Origin of the sequence: Aeromonas sp. s13, from assembly GCF_040907905.1 — a bacterium.
GTDB classification, from domain to species: Bacteria; Pseudomonadota; Gammaproteobacteria; order Enterobacterales; family Aeromonadaceae; genus Aeromonas; species Aeromonas veronii.
In genome coordinates, this window is record NZ_JBFOCS010000065.1 from 139087 (window position 1) to 160654 (window position 21568).

Genomic DNA, 21568 nt, shown 5'->3' on the forward strand with positions numbered 1-21568 from the left:
CCTTCATCGTTAACTGTCAGTCTGCGAGGTTACTGATTTGAGTGACATGGCGAAAAACTTAATCCTGTGGCTGGTCATCGCCGTCGTTTTGATGTCGGTGTTCAATAGCTTCAGCCCCAGCGATACCACCAGTCGCCAGCTGGACTATTCCAGCTTCGTTAAAGAGGTGACCCAAGAGCAGATCCGTGAAGTGCGGATGGACGGTAAGGTCATTAATGGCGTCAAGCGTACTGGTGAACGATTCACCACCATAATCCCTGCGCCGGATCCCCAGCTGCTCAACGACATGCTCAATCATAATGTCAAAGTGATGGGCGAGAAGCCGGAAGAGCCGTCTCTGTTGACCTCTATCTTCATCTCCTGGTTCCCGATGCTGCTGCTGATCGGTGTCTGGGTCTTCTTCATGCGTCAGATGCAGGGCGGCGGTGGCAAAGGTGCCATGTCGTTCGGCAAGAGCAAGGCTCGCCTGATGAGCGAAGATCAGATCAAGACTACCTTTGCTGACGTTGCAGGTTGTGATGAAGCCAAGGAAGAGGTGAAGGAGCTGGTCGACTATCTGCGCGACCCGAGCAAATTCCAGAAACTGGGTGGCAAGATCCCGACCGGTGTGCTGCTGGTTGGTCCTCCCGGTACCGGTAAGACCTTGCTGGCCAAGGCTATTGCGGGCGAGGCCAAGGTGCCGTTCTTCACCATCTCAGGTTCCGATTTCGTGGAGATGTTCGTCGGTGTTGGTGCCTCCCGGGTGCGTGACATGTTCGAACAGGCCAAGAAATCTTCTCCCTGCATCATCTTCATCGACGAAATTGATGCGGTCGGTCGCCAGCGTGGCGCCGGTCTGGGTGGTGGTCACGATGAACGTGAGCAGACCCTTAACCAGATGCTGGTCGAGATGGATGGTTTTGAAGGCAATGAAGGCATCATCGTCATCGCAGCCACCAACCGTCCTGACGTACTGGATCCGGCACTGCTGCGTCCGGGCCGTTTCGACCGTCAGGTTGTGGTCGGTCTGCCGGATGTCCGTGGTCGCGAGCAGATCCTGAAAGTGCACATGCGCAAAGTTCCGTTGGCAGATGATGTCAATCCGGCGCTGATTGCCCGTGGTACCCCCGGTTTCTCCGGTGCGGATTTGGCCAACCTGGTCAACGAAGCAGCCCTCTTCTCTGCCCGCGAGAGCCGCCGAGTGGTCTCCATGGCTGAGTTCGAGAAGGCCAAGGACAAGATCATGATGGGTGCGGAACGCCGCTCCATGGTGATGAAAGAGTCCGAAAAAGAGATGACTGCGTATCATGAAGCTGGTCACGCCATCATTGGTCGTCTCGTTCCTGACCATGACCCGGTTTACAAGGTCTCCATCATTCCGCGCGGTCGTGCGCTGGGTGTGACCATGTATCTGCCGGAGCAGGATCGCTGGAGCCACTCCAAGCAGCATCTGGAGTCAATGATCTCCAGCCTGTATGGCGGTCGCCTGGCAGAAGAGCTGATCTACGGTGCCGAGAAGGTATCGACTGGTGCATCCAACGATATCGAGCGTGCCACCGACATCGCCCGCAAGATGGTGACCCAGTGGGGTATGTCCGAGCGTCTCGGCCCGATGCTCTACGCGGAAGAAGATGGCGAGGTGTTCCTCGGTCGCAGCATGGCCAAGGCCAAGCATATGTCCGACGATACCGCTCGCGTGATCGATGCCGAGGTCAAGCAGGTCATCGACCGCAACTACGCCCGTTCCAAGCAGATCCTGCTGGATAACATGGACGTGTTGCACAGCATGAAAGATGCGCTGATGAAGTACGAGACCATTGACGCCAAACAGATCGATGATCTGATGGCGCGTCGCGAGGTACGTGCTCCGAGCAACTGGCATGACGAGCACGGTGATACCCCGCAAGGCGGTTCCACTGTGGCTGCCGAGGCCAAGTCTGCCGATGAGGCTGCACCGGTGGCGGATGTCACTATCGACAAAGCCAACGACGCTCCGGCCAAATAATCGTGACTATCCAAACCCCGGGCTTGCCCGGGGTTTTTCTTTATCAGATGGATGTGAAAATGCAGTTAACCAGCAAGGGGCTCAGCCTCTCCCTCGATCGTCCCCATGTGATGGGGATCCTCAATGTGACGCCCGACTCCTTCTCCGATGGCGGTAATTTCAACCAGTTTGAACGGGCAATGGCCCATGCGCGCCAGATGGTCTCTGACGGTGCGACCCTCATCGACATCGGTGGCGAGTCAACCCGCCCTGGTGCGCCCGATGTGAACGAGCAGGAGGAGCTGGACAGGGTCATTCCTGTTGTGGAGCAGATGGTCCGTGAGCTGGATGTGATGATCTCCCTCGATACCTCCAAAGCGGCTGTGATGCGGGAGGGTTGCAAGGCGGGTGCCCATCTGATCAACGATGTGCGGGCACTGCAAGCACCTGGAGCACTGCAGGCCGCGGCCGAAGCGCGGGTTCCGGTCTGTCTGATGCATATGCAGGGGCAGCCGAGAACCATGCAGGTCGAGCCCCACTATGACGATCTGGTCGGGGAGGTTCGCGCCTTTTTTGATGAGCGCATTGCGGCTTGTCTGGCGGTCGGGATCCGGCGTGAAGAGCTGTTGCTGGATCCGGGCTACGGTTTTGGCAAGACGCTGGCACACAACTATCAGCTGCTGGCCGCCCAGCGAGCGTTGCTTGACTACGGTCTTCCGCTCTTGGTGGGAATGTCGCGAAAGTCTATGATAGGCAACCTGCTGAACTGCCCTGTGGGTGAACGTCTTGCTGGCAGTCTGGCTTGTGCCCTTATCGGCATGCAGCACGGAGCCAGGATCATCAGGGTTCACGATGTGCGGGAGACCATGGATGCGTTGCGGGTTGGCTGGCAGGCCATGACGGGACAAGATTTCATTTCCAGATAAAAAAGAGAACAGACAATGGCAAGAAAGTATTTCGGTACCGATGGTGTGCGCGGCAAGGTTGGCGAATACCCGATCACCCCTGATTTTGTAATGAAATTGGGTTGGGCTGCCGGCAAAGTGCTCTCCAAGAAGGGCACCAAAAAGGTGCTGATTGGCAAAGATACCCGCATCTCCGGTTACATGCTGGAATCCGCGCTGGAAGCGGGGCTCTCCGCGGCAGGCCTTAAAGCCATTCTGATGGGGCCCATGCCCACGCCGGCGGTTGCCTACCTGACTCGCACTTTCCGTGCCGAAGCTGGCATTGTCATCAGCGCTTCCCACAACCCCTTCTACGACAACGGTATCAAGTTTTTCTCCGCCGATGGCACCAAGCTGCCCGATGATGTCGAGTTGGCTATCGAAGCCGAGCTGGATCACGAGCTCAAGTGTGTCGAGTCTGCCGAACTAGGCAAAGCGGTGCGCATTGATGATGCCGCCGGTCGTTATATCGAATTCTGCAAGAGCACCTTCCCTTCCCACATGAATCTGGATGGGGTGAAAATGGTGGTCGACTGTGGCCACGGCGCTACTTACCACATTGCGCCGTCGGTTTTCCGCGAGCTGGGTGCCGAAGTGATCACCATGGGCTGCGCCCCGGATGGTCTCAACATCAACGATGGTGTCGGTTCGACTGCACCTGACGCTCTGGTTGCCAAGGTACTGGAGTGCAAGGCCGATCTGGGGGTTGCCTTTGATGGTGACGGCGACCGTCTGATCATGGTTGACCATACCGGCTATCTCATCGACGGTGATGAAGTGCTCTATATCATCGCGCGCGATGCCCTGCGCAATGGTCGACTCAAAGGCGGTGTCGTCGGCACCCTGATGGCCAACATGGGTCTGGAGCTGGCGCTGCAAACCCTGGGTATTCCGTTTGCCCGTGCCAAGGTGGGTGACCGCTATGTGCTGGAGATGATGGAAGAGAAGGGCTGGCGCATCGGTGGCGAGAACTCCGGCCACATTATCTGTCTTGATCAAACCACTACGGGTGATGGCATCGTGGCCGCCTTGCAGGTACTTACCGCCATGCGCAGTGCCGAGATGCCGCTTGCCAAGCTGCGCTCCGGCATGAGCAAGTTCCCGCAGGTGCTGGTGAATGTTCGCTTTGCCGAAGGCAAGGATCCGCTGGCCGCTGATGCTGTCATGGCTGAGGTTGCCAAGGTGGAACAGGAGCTTGCTGGTCGTGGTCGCGTACTGTTGCGTAAATCAGGTACCGAACCGCTGATCCGGGTCATGGTCGAAGGGGAGCATGAACAGCAGGTACGTGACATGGCTCAGCGCATCGCCAAGCAGGTTGAATCGGCGTTTTAATGAACAACCAGGGCGGCTTTTTAGCCGCCCTGGTTGTATCTTGTTCAAACGATTCAAAAATTTAAAAATAGCACTTGTCAGCTGAGCATCCTCTGGATATTATCAGCCCCGCTTTCGCAAGGGAGTTGCCGATGGGACATCGCAAGCCGTTTGTAGCAGCCAACTGGAAGTTGCACGGTAGTAGGTCGCAGTTAGAGCAGTTTACGAGTCAGTGCCTAAACGGCGTTGACGGAAAAGTAGATGTGGTTCTCTGTCCTTCCCATGTGCATCTCGACTTTAGCGCTTCACTGCTCAATGAGCAGAAAGTAATAAAGTTGGGGGCTCAGAATGTGAGTCAGCACGCTACTGGCGCTTACACTGGAGAAATCTCGTGTCAGATGCTGGTTGAGGCTGGGTGTCGTTACGTATTGGTAGGGCACTCCGAGCGCAGGCGTCTATTTGGTGAGACTAGTTTTATCGTCGCAGAGAAGTTTGCGGCAGCCAGAGCGGCAGGCTTGATTCCCATCCTCTGTTTAGGTGAATCAGGTGCGGCTAGGCAGGCGAGAAGAGCCTTCGAGGTAATCGCTGAAGAGCTGGATATCGTCATAGAGAAAAATGGCGCGATGGCTTTCGATAATGCTATCATCGCCTACGAGCCGATTTGGGCTGTAGGTACAGGTAAATGCGCCACACCCGAGCAGGCACAAGAGGTTCATTCCTTTATACGCGGTCGCTTGGCGGAGGATACTCCGGTAATAGGTGAGAAAGTTAGAATCATCTATGGTGGGAGCGTAACGCCGAGCAACGCGAGAGATTTGTTTGCACAGCCCGACATCGATGGCGGACTGATTGGCGGAGCAAGCCTCGATAGCGATGCGTTTTTAGGAATTGTTGAAGCGGCAAAGGGTGCAAGTTAAATGTACGAGATTCTTTTAGTCGTTTATCTGCTGGTTTCACTGGCTCTGATTGGTCTGGTGATGATTCAGCAAGGTAAAGGGGCTGATATGGGCGCCTCCTTCGGCGCAGGGGCATCGAACACAGTATTCGGCTCCGGTGGTTCAGGCAGTTTCCTGACCCGAACAACAGCAATTTTGGCTACTCTCTTTTTCGTTATCAGCCTGGTGCTCGGATCTATGTCCAGCAACAAGGTAAAGCAGGGTAGTGAATGGGAAAATCTGCAACAAACCCAACAGGTTGAGCAGACCAAAGCGCCAGTGAAGAAAGATACTGACGTTCCCGAGTAAGAGTTTTGCCGTGGTGGTGGAATTGGTAGACACGCTATCTTGAGGGGGTAGTGCTCTAGGGTGTGCGGGTTCGAGTCCCGCCCACGGCACCAATTAAGCAGTGAGCTCGGGAAACCGAGTGTATTATAGCCAATCAGTCTTGTATCGAGAGAGTGAAGTGGCTATAATCTCGCACGATTTCGGACGCGGGGTGGAGCAGCATGGTAGCTCGTCGGGCTCATAACCCGAAGGTCGTCGGTTCAAATCCGGCCCCCGCAACCAAATTTCACGCATTTCCTACGCTCAGGAAGGCGGTCGCTGCGAGGCGACAATCAGGGTAAAGCGCCAAGCCCCGATTTGACATCGGGGCTTTTTGTTATGTGCAATTTACTCTGAATCGATATCTATCTGGGCTTTATGCCCTTTTTTTGTTTTTCGGAGGGTGACTTTGGCTACGTTGGAACAACGTTTGACCGATCTGCTCGAGGCTCCGGTCGTTGCCTTGGGTTTTGAACTTTGGGGTATTGAGTTTATCCGTGCGGGTAAACACTCCACCTTGCGTGTCTATATCGACGGCGAGCAGGGTGTGACTGTCGAGAACTGTGCTGAGGTCAGCCATCAGGTTGGCGCCATCATGGACGTCGAAGATCCCATCACCGAGGAGTACTACCTCGAGGTGTCCTCCCCAGGCCTGGATCGTCCCCTGTTCAAGGTTGCCCATTTCGAAAAATACGTTGGCCAAGAGGCGGCGGTAACGCTTCGGATGGCAACAAACAACCGCCGCAAGTTCAAAGGCGTAATCAAAGCTGTGCAAGGCGACATGATCACCCTGACAGTAGATGGTAAGGACGACGTGTTGGCTTTCACCAATATCCAAAAAGCGAACATAGTGCCGAACTTTGGTTAACGAGGCTATCGGATATGAATAAAGAGATTTTGCTGGTCGTTGACGCAGTATCCAACGAGAAAGCGGTACCCCGCGAGAAGATCTTCCAGGCTCTGGAAACCGCGCTGGCGACTGCGACCAAGAAGAAATATGAAGGCGAGATTGAAGTTCGGGTCGAAATCGATCGCAAGACCGGTGACTACGACACTTATCGCCGCTGGGTAGTCATTGCGGATCAAGCCGCGATGGAGAACCCCTATGCTGAAATCACCCTGGAAGCGGCACAAATTGATCAGCCGGAAATCCAGATCGGTGAGTATGTTGAAGACCAGATCGACTCTGTGACCTTCGACCGTATCACTACCCAGACCGCCAAGCAGGTTATCGTGCAGAAAGTGCGCGAAGCCGAGCGTTCACAAGTAGTTGATCAGTTTAAAGATAAAGAAGGCACCATCATCAGTGGTGTGGTCAAGAAGAGCAACCGCGACAACGTCATCCTGGATCTGGGCAGCAATGCTGAAGCCGTGATCTTCCGTGATGACATGCTGCCGCGTGAAACCTTCCGCCCGGGCGACCGTGTCCGTGGCCTGCTCTACGCAGTACGCCCGGAAGCCCGTGGTTCCCAGCTGTTTGTCAGCCGTTCCAGCCCGGACTTCCTGAAAGAGCTGTTCCGTATCGAAGTACCGGAGATCGGTGAAGAGATGATCGAAATCATGGGCGCTGCCCGTGATCCGGGTTCCCGCGCCAAGATCGCGGTGAAGACCAACGATCGTCGTATCGACCCGATCGGTGCCTGTATCGGTATGCGTGGTGCCCGTGTGCAAGCAGTCTCCGCCGAGCTGAGCGGTGAGCGTGCCGACATCGTGCTGTACGATGACAACCCGGCCCAGTACGTGATCAATGCCATGGCACCTGCCGATGTGGCCTCCATCATCGTTGATGAAGACAACCACACCATGGATATCGCCGTGGAAGCTGCCAACCTGGCTCAGGCCATCGGTCGCAATGGTCAGAACGTGCGTCTGGCCTCCCAGCTGACCGGGTGGGAGCTGAACGTGATGACTGTTGAGGACATGCGTGCCAAGCACCAGGCCGAAAACGACCGCATCATGAACCTGTTCACCAGCACTCTGGATATCGACGACGATTTCGCCGGTCTGCTGATGGAAGAGGGCTTCTCTACTCTGGAAGAGATCGCCTTTGTACCGGTCAACGAGCTGCTGGCTATCGACGGTCTGGATGAAGACATGGTCGAAGAGCTGCGCAAGCGCGCCAAAGATGCCCTCACTACCAAGGCACTGGCCAAAGAAGAGTCTTTCGATGGTGTTGAGCCGTCCGAAGAGCTGCTCAATCTGAACGGTCTGAGCCGCGAACTGGCTTACGCTCTGGCGGGCCGTGGCGTGGGCACCCTGGAAGATTTGGCTGAGCAAGGTATCGATGACCTTGCTGATATTGAAGGGCTGACTGCCGAGAAGGCAGGTGAGCTCATTATGGCTGCTCGCAATATCTGTTGGTTCGGAGAAGAGCAGTCCGAGTAAGATCAAACGGAGGAAAATGAATGGCAGAAGTATCAGTCAAACAACTTGCCACTGACATCGACACACCGGTTGATCGTCTTCTCCAGCAGTTTGTCGATGCCGGTATCAGCAAGAGCAAGGCCGACGACATGGTCAGCGAGTCTGAGAAACAGGCTCTGCTGGCACACCTGAAGAAACAGCATGGAGGTGACGAGGTCGCCGCTCCTGCCCGCATGACCTTGCAGCGCAAGACCAAGAGCACCATCAGTGTTCAGGGGACTGGCGGCAAGAACAAGGAAGTGCAGGTAGAAGTGCGCAAGTCTCGCACCTATGTAAGACGCTCGGCGCTGGAAGATGAACAGCGTCAGGCGGAAGCCGAGGAAACAGCGCGTTTGGAAGCAGAAGAAAAAGCTCGTCGCGAGGCCGAAGAGAAGGCTCGCCTCGAAGCTGAAGAGAAGGCTCGCCGTGAGGCTGAGCAAGCTCGTCGTGAAGCTGAGGAAAAGGCGCGGATCGAGGCACAATCAAAGGCTCGACAGGCTTCACAGCCCGCCAAAGCAGCCAGTAGCACAGCTCAGCAAGAGGCAGAAAAGATGGCCAAGCGCGAAGCAGAAGAACTGAAGCGCCAACAGGAACAAACAGCTTTGAAAAAAGCTGAAGAACTCGCCGCGAAGAAAGCCGAAGAGGCTCGTCTCATGGCGGAACAGAACGCAGCCCGCTGGGCTGAAGAAGAGGCCGCTCGCGCCAAAGAGAGCAGCGACTACCATCTGACCACCAACAAGCATGCGCAAGCCGCAGAAGACGAGTTGGATCGGAAAGAAGAGACCAGCCGCCGCACTGCCGCAGCTGCCAAGGCACCGAAGAAAGCCGGTCGTCGTGAAGATGATCGCGACTCTCGCAACCCGCGTGCCCGCAAAGGCAAGCGCGGCAAGGTCGCCATGCCGAACGCCATGAAGCACGGCTTCAACAAGCCGGCTGCCGTGGTGAACCGCGACGTCGTCATCGGCGAGACCATCACTGTGGCCGAGCTGGCCAACAAGATGGCCGTCAAGGGCGTTGAAGTCATCAAGGTGATGATGAAGATGGGTGCCATGGCCACCATCAACCAGGTGATCGACCAGGAGACCGCTCAGCTGGTCGCCGAGGAGATGGGTCACAAGGTTGTGCTGCGTCGTGAGAACGAGCTGGAAGAGGCGGTACTGTCCGATCGTGACGAGACCTCCGAAGCCAAGCCGCGCGCACCGGTCGTTACCATCATGGGTCACGTTGACCACGGTAAGACCTCGCTGCTCGACTACATTCGTAAAGCCAAGGTTGCTGCTGGCGAAGCCGGTGGTATTACCCAGCATATCGGTGCTTACCACGTCCAGACTGACAGTGGCATGATCACCTTCCTGGATACTCCGGGTCACGCGGCGTTTACCTCCATGCGTGCTCGTGGTGCCAAGGCGACCGATATCGTTGTTCTGGTTGTTGCAGCTGACGACGGCGTAATGCCGCAAACCATCGAAGCTATCCAGCACGCCAAGGCGGCCGGTGTACCGCTGGTTGTTGCAGTCAACAAGATCGACAAGCCGGAAGCGGATCCGGATCGCGTCAAGACCGAACTGGCCCGTTACAACGTCATGTCCGAAGATTGGGGTGGAGACTGCCAATTCGTGCACGTATCCGCCAAGTCTGGCGAAGGCATCGACGACCTGCTGGAAGCCATCCTGATCCAGGCTGAAGTACTGGAGCTGAAAGCGGTGGTTGACGGCATGGCCAACGGCGTCGTGATCGAATCCTTCCTGGATAAAGGTCGTGGTCCGGTTGCTACCGTACTGGTACAAGAAGGTACCCTGCGTCAGGGCGACATCGTTCTGTGTGGTCTCGAGTACGGCCGTGTTCGCGCCATGCGTGACGAATTGGGTCGCGAGATCAAGGAAGCGGGTCCGTCCCTGCCGGTGGAAATCCTGGGTCTGTCCGGCGTTCCCTCTGCCGGTGACGAAGCCACCGTTGTCCGTGACGAGAAGAAAGCCCGTGAAGTGGCGCTCTATCGTCAGGGCAAGTTCCGCGAAGTCAAGCTGGCTCGCCAGCAGAAGGCCAAGCTGGAAAACATGTTCGCCAACATGACCGAGGGCGAAGTGTCCGAAGTGAACGTGGTGATCAAGGCCGACGTACAAGGTTCTGTGGAAGCGATCTGCGATGCGCTGGTCAAACTCTCCACCGACGAAGTGAAGGTGAAGATCGTGGGTTCCGGCGTAGGTGGTATCACCGAAACCGACGCGACCCTGGCTGCTGCTTCCAGCGCCATCCTGGTTGGTTTCAACGTCCGTGCCGACGCATCTGCGCGCAAGGTCATCGAATCCGAGAGCCTGGATCTGCGTTACTACTCCGTCATCTATGACCTGATCGACGAAGTGAAGCAGGCCATGAGCGGCAAGCTGGCCCCTGAGTATCGTCAGGAAATCATCGGTCTGGCTGAAGTGCGTAGCGTCTTCAAGTCTCCGAAGTTCGGCGCCGTTGCCGGCTGTATGGTTACCGAAGGTGTGGTCAAGCGTTCCAACCGTATCCGCGTTCTGCGTGACAACGTGGTTATCTATGAAGGTGAGCTGGAATCCCTGCGCCGCTTCAAGGATGACGTCAACGAAGTTCGCAACGGCTACGAGTGTGGTATCGCGGTCAAGAACTACAACGACGTGCGCGAAGGCGACCAGATCGAAGTTTACGAGACTGTTGAAATCCAACGGACTCTGTAAGCCGAGAGTTAGACAAAATAGGGGGCCGCGGCCCCCTTTTATCGCAGGATAGAATATGGCCAGAGAATTCAGCCGGACCCGTCGGGTCGGACAGCAGATCCAGCGTGAAATTGCGCTGATCCTGCAGCGCGAGGTGAAAGACCCGCGCATCGGCATGGTGACCGTTTCCGATGTGGAAGTGTCCCGTGACCTCAACTATGCCAAGATTTACGTCACCTTCTTGCAGCTGGAAAATGATGCCGAGCGCATCAAGGAAGGCTTGCAGGGTCTGACCGAAGCAGCCGGATATATCCGTAGTCTGCTGGGCAGTGCCATGCGTCTGCGCGTGGTGCCCGAGCTGCGTTTCTACTACGACCAGACCCTGGTCGAGGGGATGCGTCTCTCCAACCTGGTGACCAACACTGTGCGTGAAGACAAGCGTCGCATGGCCGAATCCGGCCGTGACGAAGAAGCTGAATCCGCACCGGATGACACGACTGAGGATAAAGCCTGAGATGACCCGAAGACGTCGTTTCAAGGGCCGTGATGTGCACGGCATTCTGCTGCTGGACAAGCCGACCGGCCTGACCTCCAACGATGTGTTGCAGAAGGTCAAGCGCATCTACAACGCCGCCAAGGCCGGTCACACCGGCGCACTGGATCCGCTGGCGACCGGCATGCTGCCGATCTGCCTCGGCGAGGCCACCAAGTTCTCCCAGTATCTGCTGGAAGCGGAGAAGCGCTATGAGGTGACCGCCAAACTGGGCGAGCGCACCAACACCAGCGACTCCGATGGTGAGGTTGTCTCTACTCGTCCGGTGAACGTGGCTGTCGGTACCCTGATCGAGGCGCTGGACCAGTTCCGTGGCCCCATCATGCAGGTGCCCTCCATGTACTCCGCGCTCAAGCACAACGGCCGTCCGCTCTACGAATATGCCCGCGAAGGCATCGAGATCGAGCGAGAAGCCCGTCCCATCACCGTATTCGAGCTCAAACTGCTGAGCTTTGAAGGTGATGAAGTGCGCCTTGAAGTGCACTGCAGCAAGGGCACCTACATACGCTCTCTGGTGGATGATCTGGGGGAAGTGCTGGGCTGTGGTGCCCACGTGACTCAGCTGCGCCGTACCCAGGTGGCCAGCTATCCGTATGAACGGATGCTGACTCTGGAGCAACTCGAGTGCATCTTCGAGCAGGCCAAGGCCGAGAGCATCCCGCCGCGCGAGCAGCTGGATCCTTTGTTGCTGCCGATGGACACCGCCGTAGCAAGCTTGCCCGAGGTGAACATGCTGGCGGTTGTGGCTGCCTATGTGAATCAGGGCCAGGCCGTGCAGGTGGCAGGTGCGCCGCAAAGCGGTCAGGTTCGCATGACGGTCGGCCCGGAGCGCGAGTTCATCGGGGTTGGCGAGATTGATGATGATGGCCGCGTCGCTCCCAAGCGACTGGTGCGTTATCACGACGAGGAGTGATCCTCAGGCGGTATCAGCGCGTCTTTCCCGTTTCGCCTCTTTATCGTTGCGAAAAGGGGCGGGGACGATTATGATACCGCCCTCATTTCACGGCTGAATTAGAGATTGGCTGTGAACCTTTAAACACTCTACTGGAGTATTACCATGTCTCTAAATGCTGAGATCAAAGCTCAAATCGTTGCTGACAACGCTCGTTGCGCCAACGACACCGGTTCCCCCGAAGTGCAAGTTGCCCTGCTGACTGCCCAGATCAACCATCTGCAAGGTCACTTCAAAGAGCACTCCAAGGACCACCACGGTCGTCGCGGTCTGCTGCGCATGGTTTCCCAGCGTCGTAAGCTGCTGGACTACCTGAAGCGTAAAGATTCCGAGCGTTATGCTGCTCTGATCGCCAAGCTGGGTCTGCGTCGTTAATCGACCATCAGATTTCGCGAAAAAGGGGAACCGTCAGGTTCCCCTTTTTTATTGCTCTTCAAGCCGTTGCCTGCCTCACAGAATTCACGTCGCCGCTTACCTTTTGCATCGAATCAAGTATACTTGTGCGCGAATTTAAAGAGCCAAATTGTAAAAAGGAAATTCACGTGAATCCTATTGTAAAGTCATTCCAGTACGGTCAACACACCGTCACTCTGGAGACCGGTGTGATGGCCCGTCAAGCCACTGCGGCCGTTATGGTCAGCATGGACGATACCTGCGTATTTGTGACCGTAGTCGGCAAGAAAGAGGCCGATCACGGCCGTGATTTCTTCCCGCTGACCGTCAACTACCAGGAGCGTACCTATGCTGCTGGTCGTATCCCGGGTGGTTTCTTCCGTCGTGAAGGCCGTCCGAGCGAAGGCGAGACCCTCATCTCCCGTCTGATCGACCGTCCTATTCGTCCGCTGTTCCCGGAAGGCTTCCTCAATGAGGTTCAGGTCGTTGCGACCGTAATGTCCGTGAATCCGGCCGTATCCCCCGACATCGTTGCCATGATCGGTGCCTCTGCTGCACTGGCCATCTCCGGTATCCCGTTTGGCGGCCCGATCGGTGCTGCTCGCGTGGGTTACATGAACGGTCAGTATGTGCTGAACCCGACCACCACCGAACTGCCGCAGAGCGACTTGGATCTGGTGGTTGCCGGTACTGCCAACGCGGTACTGATGGTTGAGTCCGAAGCGGCCATCCTTTCCGAAGAGGTAATGCTGGGCGCCGTGGTATATGGTCACGAGCAGATGCAGACCGTGATCAATGCGATCAACGAGTTTGCCGCTGCTGTCGGCACCAAGCCGTGGGACTGGACTCCGCCTGCCGTCAACGAAGCGCTGAAAGCCAAGGTTGCCGAGCTGGCGAGCGCCGAACTGGGTGAAGCCTACCGCATCACCGAGAAGGCAGTTCGTTACGAAACCATCGCGGCCATCAAGGGTCGTGTGGTTGAGCAAGTTATCGCTTCCGGCGTGGAAGAAGATGCCAAGAAGATCGGCGAAGAGTTCCACAGCCTGGAAAGCCGCATCGTTCGTGGTCGCGTAGTACGTGGTGAGCCGCGTATCGATGGTCGCGATCCGGAAATGATCCGCGCCCTGAGCGTAGGTACCGGTATTCTGCCCCGTGCTCACGGCTCTGCCCTGTTCACCCGTGGTGAAACTCAGGCCATCGTGGTCGCCACTCTGGGTACCGAGCGTGATGCCCAGAACATCGACGAGCTGACCGGCAACCGTGCCGATCGCTTCATGCTGCACTACAACTTCCCGCCATACTGTGTCGGTGAGACCGGCATGATGGGTAGCCCGAAGCGTCGTGAAATCGGTCACGGCCGTCTGGCCAAGCGCGGCGTTGCTGCCGTGATGCCGAGCGCCGCCGAGTTCCCGTACGTGGTGCGCGTGGTCTCTGAAATTACCGAATCCAACGGTTCCTCATCCATGGCGTCTGTCTGTGGTTCCTCTCTGGCGCTGATGGATGCCGGTGTGCCGATCAAGGCCTCCGTTGCCGGTATCGCCATGGGTCTGGTGAAGGAAGAAGAAGGTTTCGTCGTGCTGTCCGACATCCTGGGTGACGAAGATCACCTGGGCGACATGGACTTCAAAGTAGCCGGTACCACCGAAGGTGTGACCGCGCTGCAGATGGACATTAAGATCGAAGGCATCACCAAAGAGATCATGGAGATTGCGCTGAAGCAAGCTCGTGGCGCTCGTCTGCACATCCTGAAAGTGATGGATGAAGCTATCCAGGCTCCCCGTGCCCAGATCTCCGATTTTGCACCGCGTATCCACACCATCAAGATCAATCCTGAGAAGATCAAGGACGTGATCGGTAAGGGTGGTTCCGTGATCCGTGCGCTGACCGAAGAGACCGGCACCAACATCGAGCTGGATGATGACGGTACTGTACGTATCTCCGCCGTGGCCAACGAAGCCGCCATGGAAGCGATCCGTCGCATCGAGGCCATCACCGCCGAGATCGAAGTGAACCGCATCTATGAAGGTAAAGTTGTTCGTCTGGCCGATTTCGGTGCATTCGTCAACATTCTGCCGGGCAAAGATGGTCTGGTACACATCTCCCAGATCACCGACGCTCGCGTGCAGAACGTGGCTGACCACCTGACAATCGGTGACGTGGTCAAGGTGAAGGTACTGGAAGTGGACCGTCAGGGCCGTGTACGTCTCTCCATCAAGGAAGCGAACGCCCCGACCGAAGCAGCTGCACCTGCTGTTGACGCCGCTCCGGCCGCTGAAGAAGCGCCTGCTGCAGAGTAATCTACTCGCCTGATACCGGATTGGTTCCGGTTGATGTAAAAAGTCCGGCTCCCCAATGGGAGCCGGACTTTTTTATGGGCAAAACGCGCGATAAGGGATTACTTGCCGAGGATGGCGTACTGCATCTCTTGTAAGGGGAGCACATGTCGGGCGGCTCCCAGCTTGATCGCCTCCTTGGGCATGCCAAAGACCACGCAGGATGCCTCATCCTGGGCATAGGTGTTGGCACCCGCATCCAGCATCTCGCGCAATCCCCGGGCACCGTCATCCCCCATGCCGGTCATGATGATGCCGGTGGCATTCTTGCCGGCATATTTGGCGACGGAGCGAAACAGCACATCCACCGAAGGGCGATGGCGGTTGATAAGCGGCCCGTCGACTACCTCGACGTGATAGTAGGCACCGCTGCGTTTGAGCAGCATATGCTTGCCTCCGGGGGCAATCAGCGCCAGACCCGGGATCACCCGGTCATTGTTCTTCGCCTCCCGCACTTCTATCTGGCAGACCCCGTTCAGGCGTTCTGCAAACATGGCGGTAAATTTCTCTGGCATGTGCTGCACGATGACAATGCCGGGGCTGACTCGGGGCAAGGCTGTCAGCACGGCTTCCAGCGCCTGGGTGCCGCCGGTCGAGGTGCCGATGGCGATGAGCCGCTCGGTGGTTTGTGCCATGGCGTGCTGGTTGGGCGCCAGCATGGCATCTGCGTTGAGTTTGGTGCTGACCGGCACAGAGGATGGCTTGCCCACGCGCTTGAGATTGGCCTGGGCCGCAGCACGTACCGCCATAGCCAGGTCGTGGGCAGATTCTTGCAGAAAGCTTTTTATCCCCATGGTCGGCTTGGTGATGATGTCCACTGCGCCGGCAGCCATTGCCTGCAAGGTTGTCTCGGCCCCCTTTTCGGTGAGGGAGGAGCAGATCACCACCGGGGTTGGATGCTCTGCCATGATCTTGGTGAGAAAGGTGATGCCATCCATACGGGGCATCTCCACATCGAGCACGATGACGTCAGGCCACTCTTTCTTCAGTTTTTCCTGGGCAAACAGGGGATCCGATGCTGTGGCGATCACCCGGATATCAGGCTCCTGCTCCAGCACCGCTTGCAATACCTGTCTGACCACGGCGGAATCATCCACCAGCATGACCCGGATCTGCTTCATTCTCGCGACTCCCGTTGATGTGGCAGACGATGATGGCGGAGCCAGACACTGCCGTTGCTGAGCTCAAAGAGCAAGCTTCGGTGGCCGCTATGGCCAAGATGATGAGCCTTGATATCAAGGCCAAGGTGTCGGGTCAGCTGCCAGGCTGCCTGAATATTTTTGGTGGCGACATTGTTGTCGCTCTGTGCGTATTGAGGCTCGGTAAACATGTTGCCACCCCCGAACAACTTGGCCTCATATTCATGGATGGGGGCGGGATAGTGACTGGCCGCTTGCAGCAGCAAGGCGAGGGCCTCATCGGCATAGCGCCCATCCAGCTTGGCAGAGGGATTGCGCCGACTTGGCAGCATGTAGTGACACATTCCTCCCTGTTTCTGCTCCGGATGCCACAAGGTGATGGCAATACAGGAGCCCAGTACGGTTCTGACCACCACATCCTCCTTGCCAAAAAAGAGCTCTCCCGGTTGCAGGATCACCTCCCGAGTCATGACTTATCTCTTCTGATAGATGGAAGGCGAGACAAGCTGCAGGCCGTGGTGCAGGCCATGCAGGCTCTCGGCGTGGCTCACCAGCAGGTAGCCACCGGGTTTGAGTCTGGGTACCAGCCGCTGCAATACTTGCCCTTTGGTCTCCTTGTTGAAGTAGATCATCACGTTTCTGATGAAGATGACGTCAAACATGCCGATGTCCGGTAGATCCTGATTGAGGTTGATCTGCATGAACTGCACCTTGTCCCGCAACTTGCGATCGATGATGAAGATGCCCTCCTGCAGGCCCACACCCTTGAGGCAATATTTCATCAAAAAGGGCAGTGGAATATTTTGCGCCCGCTCGATGGGGTAGCGACCGCTCATCGCCTGTTCCAGCACCCTGGACGAGATATCGGAGGCCAGGATCTCCCAGTTGAAGGTGCTGCGTTTTTCCGCGAGGGTCATGGCCAGACTGTAGGGCTCCTCGCCGGATGAGCTGGCAGCGCTCCAGACCCGCAGTGGTTGCTCGGGCGGGAGCGCTGAGACTATCTCCCGCGTCAGAAACTCGAAGTGTTTGGGCTCCCTGAAAAAGTAGGTTTCGTTGGTGGTAAGGAGATCAAGCGCCAGCTGCAGTTCGCTGCTGCGATCGTTCATGATGAGTTGGAAATAGTCGTCATAACTATCCAGCTCATAGTGGCAGAGGCGTTTCGCCAGGCGGCTGGCTACCAGCGCCTTCTTGGCAGGAGACAGCTCTATCCCCGCCGTTTGATGAAGCCAGCGTTGGAAACGGGAGAACTCATCATCATGCAGCTGGGTTTGATACAAAAACTATCCCTCTACCTGTGTTGTCGGAGATGGGAGAGGCAACGCCTCTCCCGTGACTAGAACCGGACAAAATCGCCATCGCCCGTGGGGCGTTGGACTGTGGCGGCTCGTTCCCGACTGTTGGCCGTGCTCTCGTTCATAAAGCGACCTCGGGTATTGGGGTGAAGATGCGAGGTGGCTGCTTTACCTTCTTTGGTGTGGGCCTCCAGGGTAAAGAACTCCATGGCCAGCTGCAGCTGTTCAGCCTGGCTGCTCATCTCTTCTGCTGTGGCAGCCAGCTCTTCGCTGCAAGAGGCGTTCTGCTGGGTAACCTGACTCAGCTGGTTCATGGCCTGATTGATCTGGCTGACACCGGTGGATTGCTCAACCGAAGCGGCACTGATCTCCTGAACCAGATCCGAGGTCTTGTTGATTGAGGGCACCATTTGATCGAGCAGGCGACCTGCTTTTTCCGCCATCTCGACACTGCTGGAGGCCAGCTCGCCAATCTCCTGTGCTGCCACCTGGCTGCGTTCGGCCAGTTTGCGCACTTCTGCCGCCACTACGGCAAAGCCTTTGCCGTGATCGCCTGCCCGCGCCGCTTCGATAGCCGCGTTGAGTGCCAGCAGATTGGTCTGGTAGGCGATGTCATCGATGATGCCAATCCGTCTGGCGATCTGTTTCATTGCATCCACTGTCAGTTTGACCGCTTCTCCTCCCTCTACGGCCTCTTTGGCTGCTTTGCTGGCCATGCCATCGGTGACCTGGGCATTGTCGGTATTCTGGTTGATGCTGGCGCTCATCTGCTCGATGGAAGCGCTGGTCTCCTCCATGCTGGAGGCTTGTTCACTGCTGGATTGGCTGATCGACTGGGCGGTCGCGCTTACCTGCTCGGCGGCACTGGAGAGGTTGTCAGAGGCGCCGCGCACTTCGGTGACGATGTTGGTGAGCGAAGCGATGGTCTTGTTGAGCGCATCCTTGGTGGTGCCAAACACGCCAGGGTAGTCCGCCTCAATCTGTTGGGTCAGATCACCTTTTGCCAAACATTGCACGACCCGGATGACGTCGTTGAGGGTGCTGTCGATCACTTCGGCAATCTGGTTGATCCCTTCTCCCATCGCCTGAAAGAAGCCGCTCTTGCCAGCAAGTTCCATCCTGCGGTGCAGCTCGCCATTAATCACGGCCTGCACGATGTCGGACATCTCTTTCTCTATCATCACCTCCTTGGTTCTGTCGGCCCATTCGACCACGGACCCCAACCGTTCACCGGTATCGTTGAAGACCGGATTGGCGATCAGGGAGAAGGTGCGCCCCCCCAGCTGTATCTGGGTGCGGTAGGTGCTGTTGAGTTTGGCCAGCATGGCGCGCTGATGGCCGGGATTTTTATGAAAGCTGTCGATGTTGGCGCCCATCAGCTGATTGGCGTTGAAGCTGTATAGCTCTTTCTTGATGTCGGTCTCAGCCTGATTGAGCATGCCGGTCACTGCTTCGTTCATATAGATAATGTCGAGGTTGGTATCGGCAATCATCACGTTGGTGCTGGCGCAGTCGAGTGCTTTGCGAACCAGCTGGTTCTCATGGAGCAGCACCTGGCTCTTTTTAATGTCGTTGCGGCTCTGTTCCAGCTTGTCGCTGAGCAAGGTGACCACCTCGTTGATGGCATGTCCTACTTCACGGAAGGGACTGTCCATACCGGAAAGATCGAGTGGTGCTGGAACCTGCTCTGCCAGGACTGCGTGTTGCAGCTGGCCGATTGCGTCGAGTAACTGGGTCCGCTGCCTCACTTCGGTGGTATTGTCTCCGAAGAGTTTTCCTAAGAGTGATTGGGTCATGAGCGTTTCCTTATGCTGCATGTCGTGGTGTATGGAGGCCTGTTCAGGAGGGTTGCAGGTTGCCTTGTGGCAACCTTGCCTGTGGCTGGGCCAGTTCGCTGAGTTGAGCCATCTCATCGAGTGACAACACTTTCCCGGTATCGATGAGGATGACGAATTTGCCGTTGACCTTGCCCATGCCGCTGATGAAATCGGCCCGGATGCGGGCACCAAAACTGGGTGGGGGCTCGATATCTGCTTGTGGGATACCCAGTACTTCCGATACGGAATCCACCACAACGCCAATATCCTGACCTACAGGTTCATCGCCCTGCGGGGCCATTCCCTCAATAATGACGATGCAACTGCGGCGAGTGATGACCGAAGGTGCATTGCCAAAGCGGGCATTCAAGTCTACGACCGACACTACCGCTCCTCTGAGGTTGATTACGCCGCGAATAAAACCCGGCATCATAGGAACCGGAGTGATATTGCCGTATTCGATGATCTCTTTGACCCCCAGAATATTGATGGCGAACATCTCGTTGTTGATCAGAAATGTCAGGTACTGGGCATCGCCACTACTCTCGTCAGCGGCCGCTGATGGCACCGTGATGTCGGTGGATGTATGCATGGTCGCCTCCGGTTAAAAGCGGACAAAATCCGCGTCATCAATGGAATGGGATGATGGTTGATTGGGCTGGCTGGCCCGTTGTGGAGGGGCGATGAAACTGCCTCTGGGAGGCATGCCCTTGTGGCCGGTTTCATGGGGCCTGGTGTTGAGCTGTGCACTTTTCTCCAGAGCAAAAAAGGCCATGGTTTGCTGCAGTTCGCTGGCTTGTGAACTCATCTCTTCGGCCGTGGCTGCCAGCTCCTCGCTGCTGGCTGCATTCTGCTGTGTCACCTGATTAAGCTGGTTCATGGCCAGACTGATCTGGTTGGCTGCACTGGCCTGTTCGCCTGAGGCGGCATTGATCTCTTGTACCAGGTCAGAGGTCTTGCGAATGGAGGGGACGATCCTCTCCAGCAGGTTGCCAGCCCGCTCTGCCTTGCTGACGCTGTCGGAGGAGAGCTCACCAATCTCTTGTGCTGCGATCTGGCTGCGCTCTGCCAGTTTTCTCACCTCGGCAGCAACCACCGCGAAGCCTTTGCCATGCTCTCCGGCGCGAGCCGCCTCGATGGCGGCGTTGAGGGCAAGCAGGTTGGTCTGGTAGGCAATGTCGTCGATGATGCTGACTTTCTTGGCGATTTGCTGCATGGCGGTCACCGTTTGTTGAACGGATTGGCCCCCTTCGGTGGCCTCCAGTACCGAGTTGCTGGCCATGCTGTCGGTGATCTTGGCGTTCTCGGTGTTCTGATTGATGCTGGCGCTCATCTGCTCGATAGAGGCGCTGGTCTCTTCAACGCTGGCGGCTTGCTCGCTGGTGGCCTGGCTCAATGCCTGCGCCGTGTTGCTCACCTGATTGGAGGCATTGGTCAGGTTGTCGGCGGCGTTGCGTACCTCTTCGATGATATTGGTCAGCGCTGTTATGGTCCGGTTGAGGCCGTCTTTGGTCTGGCCAAAAATTCCTGGGTAGGGCTCATCGATCCGTTGGGTCAGGTCCCCCTTGGAGAGCGCGGTGGCGATGCGCATCACATCTTCCAGGCTGGTATCTGTCACATGGGAGAGGCGATTCAGCAGCTCGGATACCCGCTTGATATATCCCTGACGATCCTCCAGCGCAATCTTGTGGCTGAAGTCGCCCTGTTCGACAGCTGCGGTGACCAAGGTCTCGATATCCGTGATCAAGGCACCCAGTTTCTTGACCATGTTATCCATCGCCATCAAGAGCTGACCCGCTTCATCGTTGGACTCTATCCGGATCGATACATCCAGATTGCCATCGGCCAGACTATTGGCCACGCGCAGAGCCTGTTCGATGGGGGTGATGATGCTTTTGATCAGCAAGGTGCCAAACCAGGCTGCGAGTGCGATGCCGACCGCGATAACCACCGCCATGGTTATCAGCATGACGTCATACCAGGATTGCGCTGCGGTATATTCCGACTTGGCCACATTGAGCTGCAGGTTGACCAGCTCGGTGATTTTGTTGCCTATCGGGTCGATGGAGCCATAGAGGGCACCGTCAAAAGTGTTCAGCATGCCAGTAATCATGCCGTGCTGGGTGGCGAGGTATTTCTCCAGCTTGCCAATATCGGTATCGGCCGCGTTGAACAGGGTTGTCGCCTCGGCTGACAAGCGTTGTTCATCCGGTGTGAGGGTGGTGGACTGGTAGTGATGCCACTCGTTTTTGATTGTCTGCTGGGCCTGTTGTATCTGCTTCAAAGCCTCTTCTGCCGGGATCAGCCCCGCATTGGCCTTGTTGAGGTTGTCGATGATCGAGACGGCATAGCTGTCGGAGATGGTCTTCAGCTGCTTGAGGGGAACCACCCTGTCGTTGTAAACGCGCTGCAACCCGGTATTACTGCTCTGCATGTTGTATAACCCGAGGCTGCCAACGGCCAGCAGCAGCAGGCAGAGCATGCAGAGCAGTACAATAAGACGCAATTTGATGGTGGAATTTTTTAACATG

18 protein-coding genes and 2 tRNA genes are annotated in these 21568 nt (G+C 56.7%); 14 read left to right on the forward strand and 6 right to left on the reverse strand.

Going from position 1 to position 21568, the window contains the following annotated elements; genetic code table 11:
- Positions 1-37 precede the first annotated feature (37 nt).
- From ftsH to pnp, 14 genes are all read left to right on the forward strand, one after another.
- On the forward strand, positions 38-1984 hold the full coding sequence (gene ftsH / locus AB5Y82_RS12120; RefSeq protein ID WP_201955140.1) for an ATP-dependent zinc metalloprotease FtsH: 1947 nt from the start codon (positions 38-40) through the stop codon (positions 1982-1984).
- A 59-nt stretch (positions 1985-2043) separates the two neighbouring features.
- Positions 2044-2889 carry a dihydropteroate synthase gene (gene folP, locus AB5Y82_RS12125; protein ID WP_159143102.1) on the forward strand — a complete coding sequence of 282 codons (846 nt, stop codon included), beginning with the start codon at positions 2044-2046 and terminating at the stop codon, positions 2887-2889.
- 15 nt (positions 2890-2904) lie between these two features.
- Positions 2905-4239 (forward strand): phosphoglucosamine mutase, encoded by a 1335-nt coding sequence (gene glmM / locus AB5Y82_RS12130; RefSeq protein ID WP_005338823.1) that lies wholly within the window; start codon positions 2905-2907, stop codon positions 4237-4239.
- A 131-nt stretch (positions 4240-4370) separates the two neighbouring features.
- Positions 4371-5135 (forward strand): triose-phosphate isomerase, encoded by a 765-nt coding sequence (tpiA, locus tag AB5Y82_RS12135; protein ID WP_043822828.1) that lies wholly within the window; start codon positions 4371-4373, stop codon positions 5133-5135.
- Positions 5136-5462, forward strand: coding sequence for a preprotein translocase subunit SecG (gene secG, locus AB5Y82_RS12140; RefSeq protein WP_005338811.1), 327 nt, complete (start codon positions 5136-5138; stop codon positions 5460-5462).
- 7 nt (positions 5463-5469) lie between these two features.
- A tRNA-Leu gene (locus tag AB5Y82_RS12145) sits at positions 5470-5554 on the forward strand.
- A 92-nt stretch (positions 5555-5646) separates the two neighbouring features.
- Positions 5647-5723 (forward strand) — tRNA-Met (locus AB5Y82_RS12150).
- Between the two features lie 166 nt (positions 5724-5889).
- Positions 5890-6348: a ribosome maturation factor RimP gene (gene rimP, locus AB5Y82_RS12155; protein ID WP_005338809.1), complete on the forward strand. Its 459-nt coding sequence runs from the start codon at positions 5890-5892 to the stop codon at positions 6346-6348.
- Between the two features lie 14 nt (positions 6349-6362).
- Positions 6363-7865, forward strand: coding sequence for a transcription termination factor NusA (gene nusA, locus AB5Y82_RS12160; RefSeq protein ID WP_005338808.1), 1503 nt, complete (start codon positions 6363-6365; stop codon positions 7863-7865).
- A gap of 20 nt (positions 7866-7885) precedes the next feature.
- Positions 7886-10579 carry a translation initiation factor IF-2 gene (gene infB / locus AB5Y82_RS12165; RefSeq protein ID WP_005338806.1) on the forward strand — a complete coding sequence of 898 codons (2694 nt, stop codon included), beginning with the start codon at positions 7886-7888 and terminating at the stop codon, positions 10577-10579.
- A 55-nt stretch (positions 10580-10634) separates the two neighbouring features.
- Positions 10635-11072: a 30S ribosome-binding factor RbfA gene (gene rbfA / locus AB5Y82_RS12170; protein ID WP_005338799.1), complete on the forward strand. Its 438-nt coding sequence runs from the start codon at positions 10635-10637 to the stop codon at positions 11070-11072.
- 1 nt (position 11073) lies between these two features.
- Positions 11074-12024 (forward strand): tRNA pseudouridine(55) synthase TruB, encoded by a 951-nt coding sequence (gene truB / locus AB5Y82_RS12175; protein ID WP_368173995.1) that lies wholly within the window; start codon positions 11074-11076, stop codon positions 12022-12024.
- A gap of 144 nt (positions 12025-12168) precedes the next feature.
- Positions 12169-12438 carry a 30S ribosomal protein S15 gene (gene rpsO, locus AB5Y82_RS12180; RefSeq protein ID WP_005338797.1) on the forward strand — a complete coding sequence of 90 codons (270 nt, stop codon included), beginning with the start codon at positions 12169-12171 and terminating at the stop codon, positions 12436-12438.
- A gap of 167 nt (positions 12439-12605) precedes the next feature.
- Entirely contained in the window at positions 12606-14753 is a 2148-nt protein-coding gene (pnp, locus tag AB5Y82_RS12185) for a polyribonucleotide nucleotidyltransferase (protein ID WP_040068589.1), read from the forward strand.
- A 98-nt stretch (positions 14754-14851) separates the two neighbouring features.
- Here pnp and AB5Y82_RS12190 read toward each other — a convergent pair whose 3' ends face one another.
- From AB5Y82_RS12190 to AB5Y82_RS12215, 6 genes are read right to left on the reverse strand one after another with little or no spacing between them, the layout of a single operon-like run.
- Positions 14852-15910: a chemotaxis response regulator protein-glutamate methylesterase gene (locus tag AB5Y82_RS12190; RefSeq protein WP_111899902.1), complete on the reverse strand. Its 1059-nt coding sequence runs from the start codon at positions 15908-15910 to the stop codon at positions 14852-14854.
- Positions 15907-16398: a chemoreceptor glutamine deamidase CheD gene (gene cheD, locus AB5Y82_RS12195; RefSeq protein WP_058059429.1), complete on the reverse strand. Its 492-nt coding sequence runs from the start codon at positions 16396-16398 to the stop codon at positions 15907-15909. The genes AB5Y82_RS12190 and cheD overlap by 4 nt, the downstream gene beginning before the upstream one ends.
- 3 nt (positions 16399-16401) lie before the next feature.
- Entirely contained in the window at positions 16402-17205 is an 804-nt protein-coding gene (locus tag AB5Y82_RS12200) for a protein-glutamate O-methyltransferase CheR (protein ID WP_040068586.1), read from the reverse strand.
- Between the two features lie 56 nt (positions 17206-17261).
- Positions 17262-19016: a methyl-accepting chemotaxis protein gene (locus tag AB5Y82_RS12205; protein WP_111899903.1), complete on the reverse strand. Its 1755-nt coding sequence runs from the start codon at positions 19014-19016 to the stop codon at positions 17262-17264.
- Between the two features lie 43 nt (positions 19017-19059).
- Positions 19060-19629 (reverse strand): chemotaxis protein CheW, encoded by a 570-nt coding sequence (locus AB5Y82_RS12210; RefSeq protein WP_111899904.1) that lies wholly within the window; start codon positions 19627-19629, stop codon positions 19060-19062.
- A gap of 12 nt (positions 19630-19641) precedes the next feature.
- The gene (locus AB5Y82_RS12215; RefSeq protein WP_368173996.1) at positions 19642-21567 is read right to left on the reverse strand and encodes a methyl-accepting chemotaxis protein; all 1926 of its coding nucleotides are present in this window, start codon (positions 21565-21567) and stop codon (positions 19642-19644) included.
- Between the last annotated feature and the right edge of the window lies 1 nt (position 21568).

What these genes read in the sequence shown, in the direction of transcription:
- folP (WP_159143102.1), top strand. Translation starts at nt 2,044, where the DNA reads ATGCAGTTAACCAGCAAGGGGCTCAGCCTCTCCCTCGATCGTCCCCAT.
- AB5Y82_RS12215 (WP_368173996.1), bottom strand. Translation starts at nt 21,567, where the DNA reads ATGTTAAAAAATTCCACCATCAAATTGCGTCTTATTGTACTGCTCTGC.
- infB (WP_005338806.1), top strand. Translation starts at nt 7,886, where the DNA reads ATGGCAGAAGTATCAGTCAAACAACTTGCCACTGACATCGACACACCG.
- truB (WP_368173995.1), top strand. Translation starts at nt 11,074, where the DNA reads ATGACCCGAAGACGTCGTTTCAAGGGCCGTGATGTGCACGGCATTCTG.
- AB5Y82_RS12205 (WP_111899903.1), bottom strand. Translation starts at nt 19,016, where the DNA reads ATGACCCAATCACTCTTAGGAAAACTCTTCGGAGACAATACCACCGAA.
- secG (WP_005338811.1), top strand. Translation starts at nt 5,136, where the DNA reads ATGTACGAGATTCTTTTAGTCGTTTATCTGCTGGTTTCACTGGCTCTG.
- nusA (WP_005338808.1), top strand. Translation starts at nt 6,363, where the DNA reads ATGAATAAAGAGATTTTGCTGGTCGTTGACGCAGTATCCAACGAGAAA.
- cheD (WP_058059429.1), bottom strand. Translation starts at nt 16,398, where the DNA reads ATGACTCGGGAGGTGATCCTGCAACCGGGAGAGCTCTTTTTTGGCAAG.
- AB5Y82_RS12190 (WP_111899902.1), bottom strand. Translation starts at nt 15,910, where the DNA reads ATGAAGCAGATCCGGGTCATGCTGGTGGATGATTCCGCCGTGGTCAGA.
- rbfA (WP_005338799.1), top strand. Translation starts at nt 10,635, where the DNA reads ATGGCCAGAGAATTCAGCCGGACCCGTCGGGTCGGACAGCAGATCCAG.
- AB5Y82_RS12210 (WP_111899904.1), bottom strand. Translation starts at nt 19,629, where the DNA reads ATGCATACATCCACCGACATCACGGTGCCATCAGCGGCCGCTGACGAG.
- tpiA (WP_043822828.1), top strand. Translation starts at nt 4,371, where the DNA reads ATGGGACATCGCAAGCCGTTTGTAGCAGCCAACTGGAAGTTGCACGGT.
- glmM (WP_005338823.1), top strand. Translation starts at nt 2,905, where the DNA reads ATGGCAAGAAAGTATTTCGGTACCGATGGTGTGCGCGGCAAGGTTGGC.
- rpsO (WP_005338797.1), top strand. Translation starts at nt 12,169, where the DNA reads ATGTCTCTAAATGCTGAGATCAAAGCTCAAATCGTTGCTGACAACGCT.